We start from the raw sequence: 26020 nt of genomic DNA on the forward strand, positions 1-26020 counted from the left end.
GCATAAAATAGAATGACTTGCTCTTTATGTTGAGAGGAGTTTTAAAAATGATAGGTTTATTAGAGCAATTTTATAAAAATGAAGAGATACAATCGGTTATTAATGGATTAGAAGATGGGTTAAAGGAACAACTTATATCAGGGATGGCAACATCTTCTCGTTCATTATTAATGGCGGCTTTATATAAAAAAACAAAAAAATCACAATTAATCGTGACACATAACTTATACCAAGCACAAAAAGTACATGAAGATTTAGTGGCGTTACTTGGTGAAAAAGATGTGTGGCTATATCCAGTGAATGAACTGATAGCATCGGAAATTGGGGTTGCAAGTCCGGAATTGAAGGCGCAACGTATAGAAGTGTTAAATCGCTTGGCTGCGGGAGAGAATGGAATCATTGTAGCGCCAGTGGCAGGATTGCGTAGATTTTTACCAATAAAGGAATTGTGGAAGCAAAAGCAAATTGAAATCAATCTAGGGCAAGAGATTGATTTAGATGCGCTCTTGTACACTTTACATCATATTGGCTATGAGCGTAAGTCGATGGTAGAAGCCCCAGGGGAGTTCAGTTTGCGCGGGGGAATATTAGACATTTATCCTTTAACTGAAGAACTACCATTTCGTATTGAATTTTTCGATACAGAAGTCGATTCTATTCGATTATTTGATGTCGATGAACAGCGCTCTCAAGGTAAAAAAGAAAGCGTTAGGTTTGGTCCGGCAACAGAATTTTTATTTTCACAGGAAGAATTAAAATCAGGAATTCAGCATCTTGAAGAAGGTCTGACTAAGACGATGCAAAAACTTTCTGATGATAAATTAAAGACTACAGTGCTTGAGACGGTAAGTCATGAAATTGAGATGTTGAAAAACGGGCAAAGTATAGAACAGATGTTTAAATACTTATCTATTTTCTATAAAGAACCTGCTAGTCTGATAGATTATTTACCAGAAGACGGTGTTGTAATTTTAGATGAGATTTCCCGTATTCAAGAAACAGCATCACATCTTGAAACAGAAGAGGCGGAATGGTATATATCACTTCTCGGTGAAGGAACGATTATTCAAGATTTATCTTTCTCTCACGCATTCGAGGGATTTCTTCATCATAAAAAAAGAAGTTTTGTATATTTAACGTTATTCTTACGTCATATCACACACACACATCCGCAAAATATTGTGAATGTAACATGTAAAACAATGCAAGATTTCCATGGGCAGATGAATTTGTTAAAAACAGAAATTGATAGATGGAATGAAGGGCATTTTACGACTGTTGTACTTGGAACAGATGATGAACGTGTGAAAAAATTACAACATATTTTAAGTGATTATGATATTGAGGCAGATATTGTAGAAGGCACAGATATCTTATTACCTGGAAGGTTACAAATTGCTGTAGGTGATTTACATGCAGGGTTTGAAATGCCGATGCAAAAGTTTGTTGTCATTACTGAAAAGGAACTTTTCCATAAGAAAGTTAAAAAATCACAACGTAAACAAAAGTTATCGAATGCTGAACGTATTAAAAGTTATTCGGAATTAAAAGTTGGGGATTATGTAGTTCACGTAAATCATGGTATAGGTAAATTTTTAGGTATTGAGACATTAGAGATTAATGGTGTTCATAAAGATTATTTAAATATTAAATATCAAGGTAATGATAAGCTATACGTTCCAATTGAACAAATTGATCAAGTCCAAAAATATGTAGGGTCTGAAGGTAAGGATCCGAAAGTTTATAAATTAGGCGGAAATGATTGGAAAAAGGTTAAAACGAAAGTTGAAAAATCTGTACAAGACATTGCGGATGACCTAATTAAACTATATGCTGAGCGCGAAGCTTCAAAAGGCTATGCATATACGCCAGATACGGCAGAACAACAAGAGTTCGAATCATCTTTCCCATATCAAGAGACAGAGGATCAGTTACGTTCTATTGACGAAATTAAAAAAGATATGGAACGGGGACGCCCGATGGATAGGCTCCTTTGTGGTGATGTAGGGTATGGAAAGACTGAAGTGGCTATTCGTGCGGCATTTAAAGCAATTATGGATGAAAAACAAGTTGCAATTTTAGTACCGACAACGATTCTTGCGCAGCAACACTATGAAACAATTCGAGAGCGTTTTCAAGATTATCCAATCAATATAGGATTATTAAGTAGATTCCGTACGAGAAAACAACAAAATGAAACGATTAAGGGCTTAAAGGATGGCACAATAGATATTGTAATCGGAACACATCGTATTTTATCTAAAGATGTTACTTATAAAGATTTAGGGCTTCTTATTATTGATGAAGAACAAAGATTTGGCGTGACGCATAAAGAAAAAATTAAACAATTGAAGGCGAATGTTGACGTATTAACATTAACGGCAACTCCGATTCCACGGACGCTTCATATGTCTATGCTTGGTGTGCGCGACTTATCTGTTATTGAGACACCACCAGAAAATCGTTTCCCAGTCCAAACGTATGTAGTAGAGTATAATCCAGCATTAATGCGAGAGGCGATAGAGCGAGAGCTTGCAAGAGGCGGTCAAATTTACTTCCTATATAACCGTGTAGAGGATATTGAAAGAAAAGCAGATGAAATTTCGATGTTAGTTCCAGATGCTCGCGTAACGTACGCACATGGGAAAATGAACGAAAGTGAATTAGAGTCTGTTATGCTATCATTTTTAGAAGGGCAGCATGATGTTCTTGTAAGTACAACAATTATTGAGACGGGTGTAGATATTCCGAATGTAAATACGTTAATTGTATTCGATGCAGATCGTATGGGATTATCACAGTTGTATCAGCTTCGTGGGCGTGTTGGACGTTCTAATCGTGTTGCGTATGCATACTTTGCTTATAAACGTGACAAAGTGCTCTCAGAGGTTGCAGAGAAGCGTCTGCAAGCAATTAAAGAGTTCACGGAACTTGGATCTGGTTTCAAAATTGCGATGAGAGATTTATCTATTCGTGGAGCAGGTAATTTGTTAGGGGCAGAACAGCATGGATTTATTGATTCTGTCGGATTTGATCTATATTCTCAAATGTTAAAAGATGCAATTGAACAGCGTAGAGGAACAGATGGGGCTGAAAATACAGTTAATGTTGAAATTGACTTAGAGGTAGATGCATACTTACCAGATGCTTATATTTCAGATAGTAAGCAAAAAATTATGATGTATAAACAATTTAGAGGTGTTTCTACAATTGAGGATATTGAAGAACTGCAGGAAGAAATGATCGATAGATTCGGTGATTATCCACAAGAAGTTGGTTATTTATTACAAATTGCAAATATTAAAGTGTTGGCAATGAAAGAACAAATTGAGTTAATCAAGCAAAATAAATTTGAAGTAACATTCCTGTTTTCGGAACAAGCAAGCCAAAATATTGATGGTGGAAAATTATTCATGCTCGGAAATAGTTTTGGGCGTATGATCGGTCTAGGAATGGAAGGATCACAATTGAAAATTGTTATGAAAACAAATGGCTTAGAGACATCGAAGTGGTTAACAATTGCTGAAAATTTATTAAAAGGCTTACCAGATGTGAAAAAAGAAGTAATAAATGCCTAAAATAAGATAAAAAAATACAATTCGGCGTGCATAGAAGAACTAATGTGTAAAATACTATGTCTAACAGTTGGTGATTTTTACATGAACAGGTAAATTCACCACTTTGATCATCAGTAGAAAGTGAGGCAGCATTAGAATGAAAGCAACTGGAATCGTACGTCGAATTGATGATTTAGGCAGGGTAGTAATCCCGAAGGAAATTCGTAGAACTTTACGTATTCGAGAAGGAGACCCACTAGAAATATTTGTTGATCGCGATGGAGAAGTAATTTTAAAGAAGTATTCTCCAATTAGTGAACTAGGTGATTTTGCAAAAGAATATGCTGAGGCTTTATATGACAGCTTAGGACATAATGTGCTTGTGTGTGATCGAGATTCTATCATCGCAGTATCAGGCGTATCGAAAAAAGAATACTTAAATAAAAGTGTTGGCGATCTAATCGAAAAAACGATGGAAGAACGAAAGTCTGTTATTATGACGGACGAAAGTGATATTTCTATTATCGATGGTGTAACAGAAAAGGTTCATTCTTATACAGTTGGACCGATTGTTGCAAATGGAGACCCAATTGGAGCCGTCATTATTTTTTCAAAAGAAGCCATTATAAGCGAAATCGAGCATAAAGCGGTTAATACTGCTGCCAGTTTCTTAGCGAAACAAATGGAACAGTAAGGGTATATAGATTTTAGAAGTAGTAATCTTTCCTAATTATGATATTTCTTTTTGAGAAATCAATTATTTGGAGATACATGTATATTGAATGAAGGTAGCACTTTGCTACCTTTTTTCGTTGAATATTTTTAACGCGTAGGGACCTATTATTACCCGTGGTGGTAAGGGAGTTTGTGTTTTTCTTTATGATATAATACGAGAGGTGAGAATAGAAAAAGGAGTTTTCTTGTATGGAAGCGAAGAAGTATCAAGCCTTTTGGCGTGGGGCTATTATATTAACGATTGCAAGTTTTGTTACAAAGGTATTAAGCGCCTTTTACCGTATTCCATATCAAAATATAGCGGGGGATATTGGTTTTTATATTTACCAACAAATTTACCCGTTTTATGGATTTTGTTTAATTTTAGCTACTTATGGGTTTCCTGTTATCATTTCAAAAATGGTTGCAGAACGACTAGAGCGGGGAAAACAAAAAGAAGCAGAAGAAATTATTTGTGTATCTTTTTGGTTTTTATTAGGAATTGGTTTTATAGGCTTCTTTACATTGTTTTTTGGGGCCGAAACAATTGCGATAGCTATGGGTGATATGCATTTAGATAAGTTACTACGTGTTATTTCATTTTCATTCTTATTGATGCCATTTTTGTCTGTAGCAAGAGGTTATTTTCAAGGGTTCAATAATATGATGCCAACGGCTGTTTCGCAAGTAATAGAACAAACAATTCGGGTTTCCATTATTGTATTTTTATCGCTATTCCTAATTGCTCACGGATTTGATTTATATACAGTTGGTGCAGGGGCTATGTTAGGCTCAATTGCGGGTGGACTTATTGGGATTATTGTACTTATGTTGTATATGCGTCGAGATTTTCGTTCCATATTTTTTAAAAGTGTAGCGAGAATTAAGGGTAAAAGGAGGATAATTAAAATCCTTTTTTGGCAGGGATTAGCGATTTGTGTTAGTAATTTAGTGCTTATTTTTATACAGATGGCTGATTCAATGTCCTTGTACACCTTACTTATTGGTGCGGGAGAACAGGCTGAAAGTGCAAAAGTATTAAAGGGTGTTTATGATAGAAGTATTCCGCTAATGCAATTAGGTACTGTTGTGACGACTTCTTTCTCGTTATCACTTATTCCAATTATTACAGCGGCGAAGGAAAGAGGAGATCTTTCCTTTATTCAAGAAAAGGTAAAGTTAGCGATGAAAATAACATTTGTTATTGGATTTGCAGCAGCTATTGGGCTAACTTGTATTATTCAACCTACGAATATTATGTTGTTTGAAAATAGTGATGGATCAGATGTTTTATCTATTTTATCTTTATCTATTTTATTTAGTTCATTGTCAATTACGACGGCTTCTATTTTACAAGGGCTGGGACAAACATTTAAGCCAGCATTATTTGTTGTATTTGGAGGTTGCTTAAAGTTAGCGTTAAACTATATATTCATGCCTTATTTTGGTGTGAAAGGGGCAGCTTTTGCGACTTTATGTGCGTTAATTATAATTTCTGGACTAAATAGTTTGTTGCTTATGAGAGCTGTATCAGGGTCACTTATTAATAAGCGAAATATGTTAGGGATAGTAATTAGTGGTATCTGTATGGGGTTTGTATTAATGATGTTCACGCGTGTGTTGCAGATGTCTGGATTAGTAATTGATACGGAACATAGAGCGAGCGCGACGATTGAATCTTTGTTAGGTGTAGCCATCGGCGGATTGACATATATGTTTTTTATTTTAAAATTACGTGTATTTACAAAAAAAGAATTAGGAACCGTTATGAAACAAGAGAAAAAAGAAGGTTCATTGAAGAAGAGTGGATAGAGGTGACAGGTTGTGAGTGGAATCATTACTATTTTAGGTTTAGGTGCTGGTGAATTAGATCAGCTAACGATGGGTGTATATCGAAAAATAAAAGAAGCAGACCATCTGTTTGTTAGAACGAAGGAACATCCAGTTATAGAAGAATTGGAGAAAGAAGGCGTACAATATACGGCTTTTGATGCTGTATATGAAGCACATGATACGTTTGAAATTGTATATGAAACAATTGCGAATAAATTGCTAGAACAAGCTGAGGATACAGACGTTATCTATGCTGTTCCGGGGCATCCACTTGTAGCAGAAAGAACAGTTCAGCTACTGTTGGAAAAAGGTAAAGTTTCAAATATTGAAGTGCGAATTGAAGGTGGGCAAAGTTTCCTTGATCCTATGTTTGCAAGCCTAAAAATTGATCCGATTGAAGGATTCCAATTACTTGACGCTACATCATTTGAAAGAGGGCAATTAGAATTACGTCAACATTTAATCTTTTGCCAAGTATATGATGCATTCGTTGCATCTGATGTGAAATTAACATTAATGGAGATGTTGCCAGATGATTATGAAGTGTATATCGTAACAGCTGCAGGAACTTCATTTGAACAAGTAAAGAAGGTACCGTTGTACATGCTGGATCATGAAACGGAATTGAATAATTTAACGAGTGTGTATGTGCCGCCAGTTCAGGAGCGTGCGTCCTTGTATCAACAGTTTGATGTCCTTAGAGAAATTATTGCAGACCTTCGTGGTCCAAATGGTTGTCCGTGGGATAAAAAGCAAACACATCAATCATTAAAGAAATATTTAATTGAGGAAGCTTATGAAGTGTTGGAAGCAATTGATGAAGAGGATGATGATCACTTAGTAGAAGAATTAGGTGATATATTATTACAAGTTATGCTTCATGCTCAAATCGGAGAAGATGAAGGTTGGTTCTCTATAGATGATATCATTCGAACTCTATCTGAGAAAATGGTTCGTCGCCATCCGCATGTATTTGGAAATACGGATGTAAGCAATGCTGATGAAGTGATCGCAAATTGGGAAGAAATTAAAAAACAAGAAAAAGGATTTGTGAAAGAATCTGTTTTAAATGGCGTTCCAAAAAGTTTGCCGCAGTTACTACGCGCCTATGAAATTCAGAAGAAAGCTGGTAAGGTTGGATTTGATTGGGTTGATGTGCAACCGATGATAGAAAAAGCTTTGGAAGAATGGCAAGAATTCCAACAAGAAGTTACAAACATGGATGAGGAAAAGATGCTAGGTGAATTTGGTGATTTACTATTTGCATTTGTTAATATAGCCCGTCATTACAAAATAGATCCAGAAGAGGCATTACGTTCAACTAATGAGAAATTTACTAATCGTTTTTTATACATGGAGGCAAAAGTAGCTGAAATGAATAAAGAGATGAAAGATTTATCATTAGAACAGTTAGATGTTTTATGGGAAGAAGCGAAACAAACAGAGCGTTAATAGGGGGATTTACTATGCGTCTAGATAAGTTTTTAAAAGTGTCACGCTTAATAAAAAGAAGAACATTAGCGAAAGAAGTAGCTGATCAAGGAAGAATATCTATTAATGGTCAAGTGGCAAAAGCGAGTTCTGATGTGAAAGTAGCTGATGAATTAACAATTCGTTTTGGTCAAAAAATAGTGACTGTAAAAATAAATGAATTGAAAGAAACAACTAAAAAAGAAGATGCTGCAAATATGTATAGCTTAGTTCGCGAAGAAAAAGTAAAAGCGGAAGAAGGCTTGTTCTAAAATCGTGTATCCCCTCATACATTACTATTAGCTAGTAAAAACCTATGGGGGGATTTACGTGAATAATGGTTACTCACCTACGTCTTCTAATCAACAAAATGTTTCTGTAGAGCATGATATTATTATGCGTGGCAGGCGTGTAATTGATATTACTGGTGTGAAGCAAGTAGAGAGTTTTGATAGCGAGGAGTTTTTACTCGAAACCGTAATGGGTTTTTTAACGATTCGTGGTCAAAATTTACAAATGAAAAATTTAGATGTGGAAAAAGGCATTGTGTCGATTAAAGGGAAAGTTCATGAGATGCTGTATATTGATGAAAATCAAGGAGAAAAAACTAAAGGTTTCTTTAGTAAGTTGTTTAAATGAGCTTAACAATTCAGTTGTATACAATGCTTTCAATGATTGGAATGGGTGCTTGGATTGGAGCATCTTTAGATACATATCAACGTTTTTTAAAGCGTCAAGAGCGTAAACGTTGGCTTGTATTTATACATGATATATTATTTTGGATTGTCCAAGCATTATTCGTCTTTTATGTATTGCTTCTCGTAAATGAAGCTGAACTACGTATATATGTGTTTTTGGCATTATTATGTGGTTTTGCGGCATATCAAAGCTTACTGAAAGCACTATACATGAAGCTGTTAAATTTTCTCATCTATATTTTTATGCAAACAACATATTTTTTTGTTCGAATTATACAGCTACTCATGATAAAACCTGTTATTATTATAGCGCAGCTATTTATTGCATTTATATTATTCTTATTTCGTATACTGCTTTCAATTGGACATGTGTTATGGAAAATGGTGATTTGGATATTACTTTTCATATGGAAAGTTTTTTTCTGGCCTGTTCGATTTATTGCTTCGCTCATATGGAAACTTCTCCCTAATCGTGTTAAACTTTTTATAGTGAAACATATAGGGTTCCTGCAATATATAGCAAAATTGAAGGGGCATATCTTCCAACTATGGGAGCGTATAAAAAAGAAGTTAGGGGGACCTCGGAAATGAGGGAACTGAGACAAAGAACAATCGAAAAGCAGAGTCCAAATCCTGTTAAAGAGCATATAATACAAACGGATGAGAACAGGAAGCGACTTTATCGCCGTTTAGCGGTTTTTCTTGTCTTTACTTTTACAATTATTGCGAGCATTAGTGTAACGTTTTATCAACAAAACAGTTCCATTAAAGCAAAAGAAGCAAAAGTTAAGGACATGAAAAAAGAACTGGATTCATTAACGAATAAAGAAAAAAGTCTAAAAGACGAAGTTCAAAAGTTAAATGATGAAGAGTATGTATTAAAGATTGCTAGAAGGGATTATTTCTTCTCTGGTAAAGGGGAGATAATTTTTCCTGTTTCTAAGTAGAGTATGTCTTATTGACACTATATTTTAGGATTATATATAATAAAGTAAAATTTGACTTTTTAACCACTAAGGAGGAGCATTTTTTTTATGTCAATCGAGGTAGGCAGCAAGTTACAGGGTAAAGTAACAGGTATTACAAATTTTGGGGCTTTTGTGGAGCTGCCAGAAGGCTTAACTGGTCTTGTTCATATTAGTGAAGTTGCTGATAACTATGTAAAAGATATTAACGATCACTTAAAAGTGGGCGACCAAGTAGAAGTAAAAGTTATTAATGTTGAAAAAGATGGAAAGATTGGTTTATCTATCAAAAAAGCGAAAGAACGTGAAAAAACAGAAGGAGATCGTCCACGCGGTGAATACCAACGCGGTGGTGATCAACAACGTTCTGGACGTCCACAACGTAATAATCGCTCTTTCAACAGAGATAATCGCGGTGGCGGTAACGACCGAGCTCCAAAAGAAACATTTGAGCAAAAGATGGCACGCTTCTTAAAGGATAGCGAAGATCGCTTAACTTCTTTAAAGCGTAACACAGAGTCTAAACGTGGTGGCCGTGGCGCGCGTCGCGGATAATAAGGCCGTTTAGTTTTTAACATATAGAGAGGTACCCAGAGTGATGGCTCAGGGTGCTTTTTTATATGTTAAAATATATTTTTAAATTTTTTTTTGAGATGTGTTGACTTTAAATAATATCTGATGTAAGATACTAATTGTCCGTTAAATAAGACGACATGGCGGTGTAGCTCAGCTGGCTAGAGCGTACGGTTCATACCCGTGAGGTCGGGGGTTCGATCCCCTCCGCCGCTATATTTAATTTAACGGCCCGTTGGTCAAGTGGTTAAGACACCGCCCTTTCACGGCGGTAACACGGGTTCGAATCCCGTACGGGTCATCTAAAAAGATCATGCAAATTTGCATGATCTTTTTTTGTTGAATAAATTAAGATATACAACACTTCTACAAAATCACCCTATATTTTCTGAATATTTAATTAAAAATTCAAAAATAACTTACATACTGTGTATATCTGTAGAGTTATTTCGAATAAAAAGTCGAACGATTATAAAAGTGAAAACTGTTGTTTTGACAAAAATCCCAACAATCATCTTTTATAATGACAGTAATTAAACTATGCAGGTGGTGTTAAAAATATGCCTAAAGCAGGAAGGAATACTATGAATACAAGTGCATTGGCAATGAATGAGAGTCAGCTTGGAGGAATAAAGTGGACGAGTAAGTTGCGAATGAAATTTGAGCAAGTTTTCTTTAGATGGGGATTTATTATTGTTGTTATTGGTTTTCTTTTGGGACGAGCATATATATTAACAAATATTTTACCTTTTGCACTTCCGTTTTTTGCTGCTGTTTATGTTATGAAGCGGGATAAGATGCCGTTAGCATTTTTAGCTCTAATGGGAGGAGCTCTTTCAGTCTCGATAGATAATTTGTTTTTTACTTTTGCATCTATCTTTACTTTCTTCATTTATAATATCTTCTTTAGTAGATTTACACGTAAAACCGTTGGACTTGTTCCATTTCAAGTATTTATCTCCGCATTAACCGCACACTTAGTTGTTGTATACTTTGCACAACAAACTGTCACCATGTACGATTTACTCGTTAGTACCATTGAGGCTGGGCTTAGTTTCGTATTAACTATGATATTTTTACAAAGTGTCCCGCTTTTAGTGGAAAGGAAAGGAAAACAACAGGCATTAGAGACGGAAGAAATTGTTTGTTTGATTATATTACTAGCATCTGTTTTAACGGGTACAACAGATTGGTTTGTATATGATGCTTCTATTCAACATATTTTTACAAGGTATTTAGTACTAGTATTTGCATTTATTGCGGGTGCTGCTACAGGATCTACAGTGGGGGTCGTAACAGGATTGATATTAAGTTTAGCAAATGTGTCTAGTTTGTCTCAGCTTAGCCTTCTCGCTTTTTCTGGATTGCTTGGTGGGTTGTTAAAAGAAGGGAAGCGTTTAGGTGTTAGTTTAGGGTTATTAATAGGGACAAGCTTAATTACATTATATGTAGACAAGCAGACGAATATTGTAACAACTTTAATTGAGTCAGGTGTAGCGATTGCGATCTTCTTATTAACGCCAAAGCTTGTTTTGGATCGTATTGCTAAATTTATGCCAGGTACACAAGAGCATTCGCAAGATCAACAACAATATTTAAGAAGGATGCGTGATGTTACAGCAAACAAAATCAATCAATTTGCAAATGTATTTGCTGCTTTATCTAATAGCTTTTCTGTATATGGGTATGTAGAGGAAGAAGATAAAGAGACAGAAGCAGATTTGTTTTTGAGTACAATTACTGCGAAAACATGTCAAACATGCTTTAAAAAGGATCAATGCTGGGTAGTGAATTTCGATAAAACGTACGATTATATGAAACAAATAATGAGTGAAACGGAAGAAGGAACCCTGCAACATAATCGTAAATTAGTTCGTGAGTGGGACAAGCATTGTGTGAGAGGGAAAAAAGTGACAGATTTAGTAGCGGGTGAATTAGATCATTTCTATGAGGGACAAAAATTACGAAAACAAATGAAGGAAAATCGTAGAATAGTTGCGGAGCAACTATTAGGTGTATCAAAGGTTATGGAGGATTTTGCTAAGGAGATACAACGAGAGCGTGAAAATCATCAAGTGCAGGAAGAGCAGATTATGCAAGCGTTCCGTGATTTTGGTGTCGAAGTAGAGCATGTTGATATTTATTGTTTAGATAGAGGAAGTATTGATATTGAAATGTTGATTCCAGTTGCATCTAATGAACATGGTGAATGTGAAAAGTTAGTTGCACCGATGCTTTCGGATATCCTTAAAGAAAATATTGTCGTTAAACATGAAGAAAAGTCTTCTTATCCAAATGGCCACAGTTTAATATCATTTGGTTCGGCGAAGACGTACTCTCTTGATACAGGATTGGCTACAGCTGCAAAAGGTGGTGGATTTGTTTCGGGTGACTCTTATGCGATGATGGATTTAAGTGTTGGTAAATATGCACTTGCGATTAGTGATGGTATGGGAAATGGGCAAAGAGCTCATATGGAAAGTAAGGAAACGGTGAAATTATTACAAAAAATACTCCAATCGGGTATTGATGAAGAAATAGCAATTAAGTCTATCAATTCAATTCTTTCTTTGAGAACGACGGAAGAGATGTTTACGACATTAGATTTAGCTATGGTAGATTTGCGAGATGCGAGTGCAAGGTTTTTAAAGATTGGATCAACACCGAGTTTTGTCAAACGCGCGAATAATATTTTGAAAATTGAAGCAAGTAACTTGCCGATGGGAATCATCGAGGATGTTGAAGTTGATGTGGTGGGTGAACAATTAAAAACGGGCGATATCCTTATTATGATGAGCGATGGGATTTTTGAGGGAGCACAGCATGTAGAGAATCATGAATTGTGGATGAAACGGAAAATTAAAGAATTGCAAACCGAAGACCCGCAAGAAATTGCTGATATCATTATGGAAGAAGTGATTCGCTCTTGTGATGGTTATATAAATGATGATATGACTATTGTAGTGGCAAAAGTGAAGAAAAATATGCCGAAGTGGGCTACGATTCCGATTGTAGGAATGCAGGCGCAGTAAAATGTAAGTGGAATGTTTATCTATAATTTGATTTTAAAAACCTAGGTGAATACCTAGGTTTTTTTGTGGGAAAAGGTAATGTTATTAATTTTGTGAATACACACGGAGGATGTAAAATAAAAATGTAATTTTTGTATATCTTTTTTTTGCACAATGTTTGTAAAAGTTGTACCATTATAAACAAGGTGACTAACGTTGCTGTTCTTGTTTAATGAAAGGTGATTGCGAAGTTGAAAGATACATTTGTTGAAAAAGTAGATGACTTTGTAAAGCAGCATGATGTATTAAAGAATGATTCAACGATTGTTGTGGGAGTTTCTGGTGGTCCTGACTCGTTAGCCCTTTTATATTATTTATTAGAAAAAAGAGCGGAAAAACAGTTGGAAATTGTAGTGGCTCATGTGGATCATATGTTTAGAGGTGAGGAATCTCATGAGGATTTACAGTTTGTTCAGGGCCTTTGTGAAGAACTAGGAATTATTTGTGAAACGATAAGGATTAATGTATCACAATATCAACAGCAATACGGGATGAATGCACAGGTTGCTGCTAGAGAATGCAGATATGCATTTTTGGAAAGAATAATGAAGAAATATGATGCAAGATATGTTGCACTTGGACATCATGGAGATGATCAAGTAGAGACAATTTTAATGCGTCTTGTAAGAGGGAGTACTCCGAAAGGATATGCAGGAATTGCAGTGAAGCGTCCTTTTCATAATGGGTATTTAATTAGGCCGTTACTTGGGGTAACGAAGGAAGAAATTGTTGATTACTGTAATAAGCTAAATTTAATTCCGCGTATAGATCCGAGTAATAAAAAGGAATTATATACAAGGAATCGATTACGTAAATATGTCCTTCCTCACTTAAAAGAAGAAAATCCACAAATGCATGAGAAATTCCAAAAATTTAGCGTGCAAATGCAAGAGGATGAGGCTTATTTGCAGGAATTAGCTTTTGAGAAAATGAATAAAGTAATTACAAAAAAAAGTGATAAACAAATTAGCTTATCAATTCCTGCCTTTGAATCCATGTCTATGCCTTTACAAAGAAGAGGGATTCAACTAATATTAAACTATCTTTATGAATATAAGATTCCATCTTCTCTTTCTTCTATACATATTGACAAGGTGATTGAGTTTTTTAAGCGGACACAACCTTCAGGTTCACTTGATTTTCCAGGTGATTTGAAAATTGTTCGCACATACGAGGAGTGTAGCTTTAGATTTAAACAAGAAATTGCCTCTCCTTTTTTACAAGATTTATCAGTACCCGGGACCATTACAATATTGAACGGGGATGAATTTGTAACAGAGGTGAGCGAAGATATACCAAGTAACATGAATGAAACAGTATTTGTTGCTAAGTATAATGATATATCATATCCACTTCGTATTCGTTCTAGAGAAAATGGAGATCGCATGTCAATACAAGGTATGGATGGCACGAAAAAGATAAAAACTATTTTTATCGAAGCGAAAGTACCGAAAGAAAAAAGGGAAGAATGGCCGGTCGTTTGTGACGCAAGTGGGAACATTATTTGGGTACCCTTGTTGAAGCGATCTGCATTTGCAATTTCGAAAGAGATGGCAAAGAAGGATAAATATATGATTATTCACTACAAAAGCAAGGAGTCTTCCGGGAGGATAATGAAATGATGAATCAAGATATCGAAAAAGTATTAATTTCTGAAGAACAAATACAAGAAAAGGTGCGCGAACTAGGTGCAGTTATTGCAGAGGATTATAAAAACACAGTACCTCTTGCAATTGGTGTATTAAAAGGCGCAATGCCATTCATGGCAGATTTATTAAAGAGAACAGATACATATCTTGAAATGGATTTTATGGCTGTATCTAGTTATGGTCACTCTACAGTTTCAACAGGCGAAGTGAAAATTTTAAAAGATCTTGATACTTCTGTAGAAGGTCGCGATATTTTAATCGTCGAAGATATTATTGATAGTGGTCTTACACTAAGCTACTTAGTAGACTTATTCAAATATCGTAAAGCGAAGTCTGTAAAAATTGTTACATTATTAGATAAGCCAACAGGCCGTAAGGTTGATCTGAAAGCGGATTATGTTGGATTTACTGTTCCACATGAATTTGTAGTAGGATATGGATTAGATTATAAAGAGCAGTACCGTAATCTTCCTTATGTAGGCGTATTAAAACCAAGCGTTTACTCAAATTAATTAAATACAGGCTTTACAATTGTATAGGAAAGTTTTTCTATGTTACGATTTACTATAGTGTTTATGCCGTGAGAGGAGGTTAGGAATGAATCGTATCTTCCGTAATACCATCTTTTATTTACTGATATTCTTAGTAGTAATTGGAATCGTGAGCTATTTTAATGGTTCGACACAAAAAACGACATCAGTTAGCTACGACAAATTCATTACTAAACTAGAAAGCGGTGAAGTGCGTAATGTGCAACTTCAACCGAAAAATGGTGTATTTGAGGTAAAAGGACAATTCAATAACTCTAGCCAAGGAGAACAATTTGTTACTTATGCACCAAATACTGAGGAATTACAAAAGAAAATCAATGATAAAGCGAAAGGTGCCGAAGTTAAGTATCAACCAGCAGAAGAAACAAGTGCTTGGGTAACATTCTTTACTTCAATCATTCCGTTTGTCATCATCTTCATTTTATTCTTCTTCTTATTAAACCAAGCTCAAGGCGGCGGTAGCCGTGTTATGAACTTCGGGAAAAGTAAGGCGAAGTTATATAATGATGAAAAGAAAAAAGTTCGTTTCAGAGATGTTGCTGGGGCGGATGAAGAGAAACAAGAACTTGTTGAGGTAGTTGAATTCTTAAAAGACCCTCGTAAGTTTTCTGAAGTTGGTGCCCGTATTCCGAAGGGTGTCCTATTAGTTGGACCTCCAGGTACAGGTAAAACTTTATTAGCACGTGCTGTTGCAGGTGAGGCTGGCGTTCCATTCTTCTCTATCAGTGGTTCTGACTTTGTAGAGATGTTTGTCGGTGTCGGTGCATCACGTGTACGTGATTTATTTGAAAATGCAAAGAAAAATGCTCCTTGTATCATTTTCATTGATGAAATTGATGCAGTAGGTCGTCAACGTGGCGCAGGTCTTGGTGGTGGTCATGATGAGCGTGAGCAAACATTGAACCAGTTACTTGTTGAAATGGATGGATTCGGTGCAAACGAAGGTATTATTATCATTGCTGCGACAAACCGTCCAGACATTCTTGACCCAGCGTTATTACGTCCAGGTCGTTTTGACCGTCAAATTACAGTAGATCGTCCAGATGTAAATGGTCGTGAAGCTGTACTGAAAGTACATGCGCGTAATAAACCGCTTGATGAGCATATTAATTTAAGAGCAATTGCGACTCGTACACCAGGATTCTCTGGTGCGGATCTTGAAAACTTATTAAACGAAGCTGCTTTAGTAGCTGCACGTCGAGATAAGAAGAAAATTGATATGAGTGATATCGATGAAGCAACGGATCGTGTTATCGCAGGTCCAGCTAAGAAAAGTCGTGTTATCTCTGAAAAAGAACGTAATATCGTTGCTTTCCATGAAGCGGGCCATACTGTAATTGGTGTTGTTCTTGATGAAGCTGATGTCGTTCATAAAGTAACAATTGTCCCTCGTGGTCAAGCTGGTGGATATGCGGTAATGCTTCCGAAGGAAGATCGTTACTTCATGACAAAGCCAGAGTTACTTGATAAAATCACTGGTTTACTTGGTGGTCGAGTAGCTGAGGAAATTGTATTTGGTGAAGCAAGTACAGGTGCTCACAACGACTTCCAACGTGCGACTGGTATTGCAAGACGTATGGTTACGGAATTCGGTATGAGTGATAAGCTTGGACCGATGCAATTTGGTAGCTCACAAGGTGGTCAAGTATTCTTAGGAAGAGACTTCCATTCAGAACAAAACTACAGTGATGCAATCGCACATGAAATTGATGTGGAAATGCAAACAATTATTAAAGACTGTTATGCTCGTGCAAAACAAATTCTTACTGAAAAACGAGATAAGCTTGATATTATCGCGAAAACGTTACTTGAAGTAGAAACATTAGATGCAGAGCAAATTAATCATTTATATGATTATGGCAGATTACCTGAGCGTCCAACATCTTCAGATGATGTGAAAGTAAACATCAATATGAAGAAAGACGATGAAGATAAAGAAGATAAAGAAGATAAGTAAGAAATGAAGGAGTGACTATTGTCACTCCTTTTTTGTTTGTTAAGATTTTTATTAATTATTATTGAGAGTTTAGTGGATAAAGTAATTTAAGTAAAACTGGTATTAAAAATTGAAATAGAGAGCAATCTTTTTGTAAAATGATGAGGATAGGAAAGCTGATTATATAGGTATGTGTGATATGATGTTTTTATAAGTTTTATACATACTACACAAATATAGATTAAATAAGATAAGTGGTGAGAATATGATTTTTGTATTGGATGTAGGGAACACAAATGCTGTACTAGGCGTGTTTGAAGAGGGGGAACTTCGTCAGCATTGGCGCATGGAAACAGATCGTCATAAGACAGAAGATGAATATGGAATGCTTGTAAAACAGTTACTTGATCATGAGGGTCTTTCGTTTGAAGATGTGAAAGGTATTATTGTGTCTTCGGTCGTACCACCAATTATGTTCGCTTTAGAACGTATGTGTGAAAAATATTTTAAAATTAAACCGCTTGTAGTAGGGCCTGGAATAAAAACGGGGCTAAATATTAAATATGAAAATCCACGTGAAGTAGGCGCAGACCGAATTGTAAATGCAGTAGCAGGAATCCACTTGTATGGAAGTCCGCTTATTATTGTTGATTTTGGTACGGCTACTACATATTGTTATATTAACGAAGAAAAGCATTATATGGGTGGAGTTATTACGCCAGGAATTATGATTTCAGCAGAGGCTTTATATAGTAGGGCGGCAAAACTTCCTCGTATTGAAATTACAAAACCGAGCAGTGTTGTTGGGAAGAATACAGTAAGTGCGATGCAATCAGGTATTCTTTATGGTTATGTAGGACAAGTGGAAGGTATTGTTAAGCGTATGAAAGAGGAAGCTAAACAAGAACCGAGAGTTATTGCAACAGGTGGATTGGCGAAATTAATTTCAGAAGAATCGAATGTAATTGATATTGTAGATCCATTTTTAACGTTAAAAGGCTTATATATGTTATATGAGCGTAATGCAAATTTACAGCATGAGAAAGGTGAATAAATACGTATGAAAGATTATTTAGTAAAAGCGTTAGCGTTTGATGGAGAAGTACGTGCGTATAGTGTACGTACAACAAATACAGTAAGTGAGGCACAAAGACGTCATGATACATGGAGGACAGCTTCGGCGGCACTTGGTCGTTCTTTAACTGCAGGTACAATGATGGGTGCGATGTTAAAAGGTGATCAAAAGTTAACGATCAAGGTAGAAGGTAATGGACCGATTGGCCCTATCTTAGTGGATGCTCATGCAAATGGAGATGTACGTGGCTATGTAACGAATCCACATGTTGATTTTGAAGGAACGGAACAAGGGAAATTACGTGTATATCAAGCGGTAGGTACAGAAGGGTTTGTAACAGTAATTAAAGATATTGGTATGCGTGAGCCGTTTATCGGTCAATCTCCAATCGTTTCGGGAGAACTAGGGGAAGATTTCACGTATTATTTCGCAGTTTCTGAGCAGACGCCTTCTTCTGTTGGTGTGGGTGTCCTTGTAAATGGAGATGACAGCGTATTAGCGGCGGGTGGATTTATCCTTCAAATTATGCCGGGCGCACAGGAAGAAACAATTTCATTTATTGAAGATCGTTTGCAAAAAATCCCGCCTGTATCAACATTGATCGAACAAGGTCTTTCTCCAGAAGAGCTACTATACGCAGTCCTTGGAGAAGATAAAGTAAAAGTATTGGAAACAATGGATGTTCAATTTAATTGTACTTGCTCACGTGAACGTATCGAGAGTGTGTTAATTAGTTTAGGTAAAACAGAGTTAGAGCAAATTCGTGAAGAAGAAGAAGAGACAGAAGTTCATTGTCATTTCTGTAATGAACGATACAAGTTCTCTAAAGAAGATATTACAAATTTAATTGAGAATTTGTAATAAGGGGATTAACCCTCCGAAGAGATTGACAAACAGGGAATTTTCTGACAAAATCTAAATATAGATAAAACCAATAAAAATACTCGGTGTTAGGAGTGACAGGAATGCGAGTGGCACAATCAGTTTCAGAATTAATCGGGAAAACGCCGATCGTTAAGTTGAACCGCATCGTAGAATCAGATAGCGCAGATATATACTTAAAACTAGAGTTTATGAATCCGGGGAGCAGCGTTAAAGATCGTATTGCACTAGCTATGATTGAAGATGCTGAAAAAAAGGGATTGTTAAAAGAGGGCGATACAATCATTGAGCCAACAAGTGGTAACACAGGAATTGGTTTAGCGATGGTAGCGGCTGCTAAAGGATATAATGCAATTTTAGTAATGCCAGAAACAATGAGTATTGAGCGTCGTAATTTATTGCGTGCTTACGGTGCTGAATTAGTATTGACTCCAGGTCCTGAAGGAATGGGTGGAGCAATTCGTAAAGCAACTGAATTAGCAAAAGAGCATGGTTACTTTATACCGCAACAGTTCCAAAATCAATCAAATCCACAAATTCATCGTTTAACAACAGGTCCAGAAATTGTTGAACAAATGGGTGATCAATTAGATGCGTTTATTGCAGGTATTGGTACAGGTGGAACGATTACTGGTGCTGGTGAAGTGCTGAAGGAAGCATATGAAGGTATTAAAATTTATGCAGTAGAACCTGCAGATTCGCCAGTATTATCTGGTGGGAAACCGGGTCCGCATAAAATCCAAGGAATTGGGGCGGGATTTGTTCCAGAGACATTGGATGTAGAAGTATATGATGAAATTATTCAAGTGAAAACAGAGCAAGCATTTGAATATGCGAGAAGAGTGGCTAAAGAGGAAGGTATTTTAGTTGGTATCTCTTCAGGCGCAGTTATTTATGCAGCAACAGAAATTGCGCAAAAGTTAGGTAAGGGGAAAAAGGTACTTGTTATTATCCCAAGTAACGGCGAACGTTATTTAAGTACACCACTTTATCAATTTGAATCATAATTAAACGCGATTGAAAAAGCATCCTTGAAAAAGGATGCTTTTTCTTTTTGGATTGGAAATAGGAAAAGAGTGAATGACTAGAAAACTTCATGTAAAATAAGAGGTAGTATAATTAATTTATTTTCACTAGCCTTCGAGTATAATCAATCTCTATATAAATAACTTATGTAGTTTGAGCTGGTTCATCTAAGAGGGTGGGATAAAAGAAGACGGGGTGTTGATATGCAACGAAGAAAATCTTTAGCGCTTTCTATTCCATATCAGTTAGATTTCTTTAAGCAATATAAATTTCTTTCTCAGGGTAAATCACAACATATTTTGTTAGAAAGCGGCCGTGGCGGTCGTTATAACATTGTAGGGCTGAACCCGGTAGCGGTAATCCGAGGGAAGGATGAAACGTTACATATAAGTGAAAGTGGTAAGGAAACAATAAAACGAGGGAATCCATTAGATTTAATGCAAGAATATATGGAGCAATGGAAAACAGACTATAATCCAGAGTATCCGCCTTTTCAAGGTGGTGCAATTGGCTATTTCAGTTATGACTGTATCCGTTATATTGAAAAGCTGCCTTCTCTTGCGGAAGATGATATTAATATACCTGACATCTTCTTTTTATTATTTGACGACGTATTTGTCTATGATCAAAAAGAACAAGTGTTATGGATTATTACGCATTATGTAGATAAATATGAAGAGGCGAAAGAACGGTTAAATGAGTGGAAGAGTCTTTGGGCGACAGAAGCGCCTGAAGTGACCGTGCCTTTTGAAAGTCCTGAAAAGAAAAGTGAAGCAGTTGCTTTTACTGAAGCAAGCTTTATGAAGGCAGTTGAATGTATTCAAGAATATATTGGTGCTGGTGATGTGTTCCAAGTAAACTTGTCGACGAGACAAGAAAGAACGTTACAAACACACCCACTAGAAATTTATACAAGTCTTCGTGAAATTAATCCATCGCCATATATGGGTTACTTGGAGCTTGGAGATTTTCAAATTGTTAGTGGATCGCCAGAGTTGTTAATTAAGAAACAGGGAACCGAAGTAAGTACAAGACCAATTGCTGGAACAAGATCTAGAGGCGCGGATGAGCAAGAGGATGAAGAATTAGCAAGAGAATTAATTGAGAACGAAAAAGAAAGAGCAGAGCATGTAATGCTTGTAGATTTAGAACGAAATGATTTAGGGCGCGTTTGTAAATATGGCACTGTAGAAGTCGATGAATTTATGGTAATTGAAAAGTATTCACATGTTATGCATATCGTTTCCAATGTGCGTGGTGAGGTGGAAGAAGATAAGGATGCTTTCGATTTAGTGAAAGCTGTATTCCCTGGTGGAACAATTACTGGTGCCCCGAAAATCCGTACGATGGAAATAATTGAGGAATTAGAACCTGTCCGTAGAGGGATTTATACAGGTTCAATCGGTTGGATTGGTTATTCTGGGGATACAGAATTGAATATTGTAATTAGAACACTTCTTGCTAAAGATGGAAAAGCTCATGTACAAGCGGGAGCGGGAATTGTAATTGATTCAAATCCGGAAAATGAATATAAAGAGTCGTTAAAAAAGGCGATTGCTTTATGGCGTGCAAAAGAACGTAGCGAAGAAACGGTTAGGTGAGAGAAATGATATTAATGATTGATAATTATGATTCCTTTACATTTAATTTAGTGCAGTTTCTTGGAGAACTTGGACAAGAGCTTGTTGTTAAGCGTAATGATGAAGTGAGTATTGCAGATATTGAGAATATGAAACCAGATTTTCTAATGATTTCGCCAGGTCCATGTAGTCCTAATGAAGCGGGGATTAGTATGGAAGTTATTAAATACTTTGCTGGGGAGATTCCGATTTTTGGAGTTTGTCTTGGGCATCAATCGATTGCGCAAGTATTTGGTGGAGAAGTTGTTCGTGCAGAGCGATTAATGCATGGAAAAACGTCGCTTATGCATCATGATGGGAAAACGATTTTCTTAGATGTTCCTAATCCATTTACTGCAACGCGTTATCATTCCCTGATTGTTAAGAAAGAGTCATTGCCAGATTGTTTAGAGGTAACATCTTGGGCAGAGGAAGGGGAAATTATGGCGATTCGTCATAAGACACTGCCGATAGAGGGTGTACAATTCCATCCGGAATCTATTATGACTTCTCATGGGAAAGAGTTGTTGCAGAATTTCATTCGTAAATACAGTCCAAGTGCGACATTATGTTAATTTACGTAAATGGCCAGTATGTAGAAGCAAGTGAAGCGAGAATTTCTCCTTATGACCATGGCTATTTATATGGGCTGGGGGTTTTTGAGACATTTCGTATTTATAATGGTCATCCTTTTTTGTTAGATGATCATTATAACCGTTTAATAGGTGCGCTAGATACATTGCAAATTAAATGGACAATGACAAAAGATGACGTGATGCTTATTTTGAAGAATCTACTCGCTAAGAATGAATTGGAACATGCGTATGTACGTTTTAATGTATCGGCGGGTGTAGATGAAATAGGATTGCAAACGGAAATGTATGAAGAGCCTTCGGTTATTGTTTTTATAAAACCTTTAACAGCTCCAGAAGATGTAGTAGAAAAAGAAGGGGTTATTTTAAAACAAGTGCGAAATACACCAGAAGGAGCATTTCGTCTGAAGTCTCATCATTATTTAAATAATATTTTAGGGAAGCGTGAAATTGGAAATGTTGTGAGCAGGGAAGGTATTTTCCTTACTGAAGCAGGTTATGTTGCAGAGGGTATTGTTTCGAATCTCTTTTTTGTGAAAGGTGATGTTTTATATACACCTTCGTTAGAAACAGGAATTTTAAATGGTATCACTCGTGCGTTTATTATAAAAAGTGCTGAAGAATTGAATATAGAAGTAAATGAAGGTTTCTTTACAAAAGATGAATTACTTTCAGCAGATGAAGTCTTTGTAACAAACTCAATTCAAGAAATTGTTCCGCTTTATCGTATAGAAGCGCAGGATTTCCCGGGGAAAGTGGGAGTGGTTACAAAAAGTTTAATGTATCTTTATGGAATGCAGAGAGAGAAATTGTGGAGCAGAAATGAATTACGAAGAGGAGATGTGTAGTTTGAAGTGGGATTATGATTTACGCTGCGGCGAATATACATTGAATTTAAATGAAAAGACATTAATTATGGGGATTTTAAATGTAACACCAGATTCGTTTTCTGATGGTGGGAGTTACAACGAGGTAGATGCTGCGGTACGTCACGCAAAAGAAATGCAAGGTGAAGGTGCTCATATTATTGATATTGGTGGCGAATCTACTCGCCCGGGTTTTGCTAAAGTATCAGTAGAAGAAGAAATAAAGCGAGTTGTCCCGATGATTCAAGCAGTTTCAAAAGAGGTGAAATTGCCTATATCTATCGATACATATAAAGCTGAAGTTGCAAAGCAAGCAATTGAGGCTGGTGCTCATATTATTAATGATATTTGGGGAGCGAAGGCGGAGCCGAAAATTGCTGAAGTCGCAGCCCATTATGATGTACCTATCATTTTAATGCATAACCGCGATAATATGAATTATCGTAATTTAATGGCCGATATGATTGCTGATTTGTATGACAGTGTTAAAATTGCTAAAAATGCTGGTGTGCGAGATGAGAATATTATTTTAGATCCAGGTATCGGTTTTGCTAAAACACCTGAGCAAAACTTAGAGGCGATGCGTAATTTAGAACAGTTAAATGTGCTAGGTTATCCGGTTCTCTTAGGTACTTCGAGAAAGTCCTTTATTGGGCACGTATTAGATTTGCCAGTAGAGGAACGTCTTGAGGGAACGGGAGCTACTGTTTGTCTTGGTATTGAAAAGGGCTGTGAGTTTGTTCGTGTCCATGATGTGAAAGAAATGGCGCGTATGGCTAAGATGATGGATGCAATGATTGGTAAGGGGGTAAAGTAATTGGATAAAATTTATATCCATGATATGGAGTTTTACGGTTATCATGGTGTATTCCCAGAGGAAAATAAATTAGGGCAGAGATTTAAAGTTGATTTAACGGTGGAAATAGATTTAAAACGCGCGGGAGAAAGTGATGACTTAGAGCATTCGGTCAATTATGGAGAGCTTTTTGAATTATGTAGAATAGTTGTCGAGGATAGAAGGTATAAGCTTGTAGAGAGTATCGCTGAAAATATTGCCTCAGACATATTAAAGCAATATGGAAGTATTTCACGGTGTACAATTAAGGTAATTAAACCGGATCCGCCGATACCGGGCCATTATCGCGCTGTAGCAGTAGAAATTACGAGAGAACGTCCATGAATAATATAGCGTACATTGCATTAGGGTCAAATATTGGAGAGCGTTATACGTATTTAACTGAAGCGATTCAGTTTTTAAATAAAAGTCCGTATATTCAAGTTGATGATGTTTCGTCAGTGTATGAAACTGATCCAGTTGGCTATACTGACCAAAGTTGTTTTTTAAATTTAGTTATAAAAATTTCTACCAATTTATCACCGCAAGAATTATTGAAAGTAACACAAAAAGTAGAAAATGACCTAGGAAGAAAAAGGGAAATTAGGTGGGGGCCAAGGACTATCGACCTTGACATTTTACTTTATAATCAAGAAAATATTGAAGCAGAGAATCTTATTGTTCCGCATCCGCGGATGTTTGAAAGAGCTTTTGTTATCGTTCCGTTGTTAGAGATTAACCAAAATATAAAACAAAACATTTCACGTTCACAAGTAGAAGAAATGAAAAGGCGAGAGGGAGTAACGGTATGGAAGCAGAAAAATGGGGAAGACGCATTCGTGCTTTTCGAAAGCTAAAAGGCTACACGCAAGAAGGTTTTGCTAAAGAATTAGGGGTATCTGTATCTGTTTTAGGTGAAGTTGAGAGAGGGAATCGATCGCCTTCTCAAGATTTTGTAGTAGAAGTTGCTAAGGCATTAAATGTTTCGATAGATGAATTAATGCCAAAGTGACTGTGCAGGAAGGAGTAGGTTGATTGTTAAAGATTGCAAATATTGAGATGAAAAATCCGGTTGTATTAGCACCGATGGCGGGAGTGTGTAACTCTGCATTCCGTTTAACAGTGAAAGAATTTGGTGCAGGTTTAGTTTGTGCTGAAATGGTAAGTGATAAGGCAATATTGCTTAATAACAAAAGAACATTAGATATGTTATATATCGATGAGAGAGAAAAACCATTAAGTTTACAAATTTTCGGTGGAGAGAAAGAAACTCTTGTAGATGCTGCGAAATACGTAGATAAATATACGACAGCAGACATTATTGATATTAATATGGGTTGCCCAGTACCGAAAATTGTTAAATGTGATGCGGGGGCAAGGTGGCTTTTAGACCCAAATAAAATATATGAAATGGTAGCTGCGGTTGTAGATGCTGTTGAAAAGCCGGTTACGGTTAAAATGCGTATCGGTTGGGATGAAGAACATATTTTCGCAATAGAAAATGCTAGAGCTGTTGAGCGTGCTGGTGGACAAGCTGTGGCGGTTCACGGACGTACGCGAGTGCAAATGTATGAAGGAAAAGCGGATTGGGATATCATTAAACAAGTAAAGCAAGCTGTAAATATCCCAGTTATCGGAAATGGTGATGTCGAAACACCGCAAGATGCGAAGCGTATGATTGATGAGATTGGTGTAGATGGTGTTATGATTGGCCGTGCAGCTCTTGGGGATCCATGGATGATTTATCGAACGGTAAAGTATTTAGAGACAGGTGAATTAATGCCGGAACCAACAGTGCGTGAGAAAATTGATGTATGTATGTTACATCTAGATCGCCTTATCGATTTAAAGAACGAAAATGTTGCTGTAAGAGAGATGAGAAAGCATGCAGCTTGGTATTTAAAAGGTGTTCGTGGTAATGCAAGTGTGCGTAATGGCATCAATACTTGCAACACACGTGAAGACCTTGCGAATGTATTAGGTGCATTTGTAGAAGAAGTAGAGGCGAAACAACAAACAATTTACGTTGGTTAATAGGGGGACGGAGAAGATTGACATTCTTCTACACACTTCCTATAATTACGTGAAAGAAAGAAGAACTGCCAGT

Annotated in this window: 24 protein-coding genes and 2 tRNA genes; all 26 read left to right on the plus strand. The window is 36.5% G+C overall.

What is annotated here, in order from left to right; genetic code table 11:
* Nucleotides 1-47 precede the first annotated feature (47 nt).
* Complete coding sequence (gene mfd / locus AC241_RS00300; RefSeq protein ID WP_043935435.1) at nt 48-3578, plus strand: transcription-repair coupling factor; 3531 nt, start codon at nt 48-50, stop codon at nt 3576-3578.
* A 136-nt stretch (nt 3579-3714) separates the two neighbouring features.
* The gene (spoVT, locus tag AC241_RS00305; RefSeq protein WP_000648306.1) at nt 3715-4251 is read left to right on the plus strand and encodes a stage V sporulation protein T; all 537 of its coding nucleotides are present in this window, start codon (nt 3715-3717) and stop codon (nt 4249-4251) included.
* Nucleotides 4252-4481: 230 nt separating this feature from the next.
* A complete protein-coding gene (locus AC241_RS00310) occupies nt 4482-6083 on the plus strand; it encodes a putative polysaccharide biosynthesis protein (RefSeq protein ID WP_016079514.1) in 1602 nt (533 codons plus the stop codon).
* A 12-nt stretch (nt 6084-6095) separates the two neighbouring features.
* The gene (yabN, locus tag AC241_RS00315) at nt 6096-7556 is read left to right on the plus strand and encodes a bifunctional methyltransferase/pyrophosphohydrolase YabN (RefSeq protein ID WP_016079513.1); all 1461 of its coding nucleotides are present in this window, start codon (nt 6096-6098) and stop codon (nt 7554-7556) included.
* A 14-nt stretch (nt 7557-7570) separates the two neighbouring features.
* The gene (locus tag AC241_RS00320; RefSeq protein WP_001234876.1) at nt 7571-7846 is read left to right on the plus strand and encodes an RNA-binding S4 domain-containing protein; all 276 of its coding nucleotides are present in this window, start codon (nt 7571-7573) and stop codon (nt 7844-7846) included.
* Between the two features lie 58 nt (nt 7847-7904).
* The gene (gene yabP / locus AC241_RS00325) at nt 7905-8213 is read left to right on the plus strand and encodes a sporulation protein YabP (protein WP_001059105.1); all 309 of its coding nucleotides are present in this window, start codon (nt 7905-7907) and stop codon (nt 8211-8213) included.
* Entirely contained in the window at nt 8210-8863 is a 654-nt protein-coding gene (gene yabQ / locus AC241_RS00330; protein ID WP_000059773.1) for a spore cortex biosynthesis protein YabQ, read from the plus strand. Before yabP ends, yabQ begins: the two co-directional genes overlap by 4 nt.
* Nucleotides 8860-9219: a cell division protein DivIC gene (divIC, locus tag AC241_RS00335; RefSeq protein WP_001208739.1), complete on the plus strand. Its 360-nt coding sequence runs from the start codon at nt 8860-8862 to the stop codon at nt 9217-9219. The genes yabQ and divIC overlap by 4 nt, the downstream gene beginning before the upstream one ends.
* A gap of 87 nt (nt 9220-9306) precedes the next feature.
* A complete protein-coding gene (locus AC241_RS00340) occupies nt 9307-9792 on the plus strand; it encodes a S1 domain-containing RNA-binding protein (protein WP_000021451.1) in 486 nt (161 codons plus the stop codon).
* Nucleotides 9793-9952: 160 nt separating this feature from the next.
* Nucleotides 9953-10026: transfer RNA gene (locus AC241_RS00345), tRNA-Met, on the plus strand.
* A 13-nt stretch (nt 10027-10039) separates the two neighbouring features.
* Nucleotides 10040-10111, plus strand: a tRNA-Glu gene (locus AC241_RS00350).
* 259 nt (nt 10112-10370) lie between these two features.
* On the plus strand, nt 10371-12842 hold the full coding sequence (gene spoIIE / locus AC241_RS00355) for a stage II sporulation protein E (protein WP_001123551.1): 2472 nt from the start codon (nt 10371-10373) through the stop codon (nt 12840-12842).
* Between the two features lie 230 nt (nt 12843-13072).
* Complete coding sequence (gene tilS, locus AC241_RS00360) at nt 13073-14503, plus strand: tRNA lysidine(34) synthetase TilS (protein ID WP_016079512.1); 1431 nt, start codon at nt 13073-13075, stop codon at nt 14501-14503.
* The gene (gene hpt / locus AC241_RS00365) at nt 14500-15042 is read left to right on the plus strand and encodes a hypoxanthine phosphoribosyltransferase (RefSeq protein WP_000981846.1); all 543 of its coding nucleotides are present in this window, start codon (nt 14500-14502) and stop codon (nt 15040-15042) included. The genes tilS and hpt overlap by 4 nt, the downstream gene beginning before the upstream one ends.
* A gap of 85 nt (nt 15043-15127) precedes the next feature.
* A complete protein-coding gene (ftsH, locus tag AC241_RS00370; RefSeq protein WP_016079510.1) occupies nt 15128-17038 on the plus strand; it encodes an ATP-dependent zinc metalloprotease FtsH in 1911 nt (636 codons plus the stop codon).
* Between the two features lie 244 nt (nt 17039-17282).
* Entirely contained in the window at nt 17283-18071 is a 789-nt protein-coding gene (locus tag AC241_RS00375; RefSeq protein ID WP_016079509.1) for a type III pantothenate kinase, read from the plus strand.
* 6 nt (nt 18072-18077) lie between these two features.
* A complete protein-coding gene (gene hslO, locus AC241_RS00380; protein WP_000656367.1) occupies nt 18078-18953 on the plus strand; it encodes a redox-regulated molecular chaperone HslO in 876 nt (291 codons plus the stop codon).
* A gap of 104 nt (nt 18954-19057) precedes the next feature.
* Nucleotides 19058-19981, plus strand: coding sequence for a cysteine synthase A (cysK, locus tag AC241_RS00385; RefSeq protein ID WP_050842386.1), 924 nt, complete (start codon nt 19058-19060; stop codon nt 19979-19981).
* Nucleotides 19982-20203: 222 nt separating this feature from the next.
* A complete protein-coding gene (gene pabB, locus AC241_RS00390; RefSeq protein WP_016079506.1) occupies nt 20204-21601 on the plus strand; it encodes an aminodeoxychorismate synthase component I in 1398 nt (465 codons plus the stop codon).
* 5 nt (nt 21602-21606) lie between these two features.
* Nucleotides 21607-22194, plus strand: coding sequence for an aminodeoxychorismate/anthranilate synthase component II (gene pabA / locus AC241_RS00395; RefSeq protein WP_050842388.1), 588 nt, complete (start codon nt 21607-21609; stop codon nt 22192-22194).
* Nucleotides 22188-23060 (plus strand): aminodeoxychorismate lyase, encoded by an 873-nt coding sequence (pabC, locus tag AC241_RS00400; RefSeq protein WP_043935433.1) that lies wholly within the window; start codon nt 22188-22190, stop codon nt 23058-23060. Before pabA ends, pabC begins: the two co-directional genes overlap by 7 nt.
* Entirely contained in the window at nt 23035-23895 is an 861-nt protein-coding gene (gene folP, locus AC241_RS00405; protein WP_016079503.1) for a dihydropteroate synthase, read from the plus strand. Before pabC ends, folP begins: the two co-directional genes overlap by 26 nt.
* On the plus strand, nt 23896-24258 hold the full coding sequence (gene folB / locus AC241_RS00410) for a dihydroneopterin aldolase (RefSeq protein WP_016079502.1): 363 nt from the start codon (nt 23896-23898) through the stop codon (nt 24256-24258). It abuts the gene before it with no gap.
* On the plus strand, nt 24255-24770 hold the full coding sequence (gene folK, locus AC241_RS00415) for a 2-amino-4-hydroxy-6-hydroxymethyldihydropteridine diphosphokinase (protein ID WP_016079501.1): 516 nt from the start codon (nt 24255-24257) through the stop codon (nt 24768-24770). Before folB ends, folK begins: the two co-directional genes overlap by 4 nt.
* Nucleotides 24722-24925 carry a helix-turn-helix domain-containing protein gene (locus AC241_RS00420; protein WP_000387030.1) on the plus strand — a complete coding sequence of 68 codons (204 nt, stop codon included), beginning with the start codon at nt 24722-24724 and terminating at the stop codon, nt 24923-24925. Before folK ends, AC241_RS00420 begins: the two co-directional genes overlap by 49 nt.
* 23 nt (nt 24926-24948) lie before the next feature.
* Nucleotides 24949-25947, plus strand: coding sequence for a tRNA dihydrouridine synthase DusB (gene dusB, locus AC241_RS00425; RefSeq protein ID WP_016079500.1), 999 nt, complete (start codon nt 24949-24951; stop codon nt 25945-25947).
* The last annotated feature ends 73 nt before the right edge of the window (nt 25948-26020 follow it).

This window comes from Bacillus thuringiensis (assembly GCF_001182785.1).
GTDB lineage: Bacteria > Bacillota > Bacilli > Bacillales > Bacillaceae_G > Bacillus_A > Bacillus_A thuringiensis_S.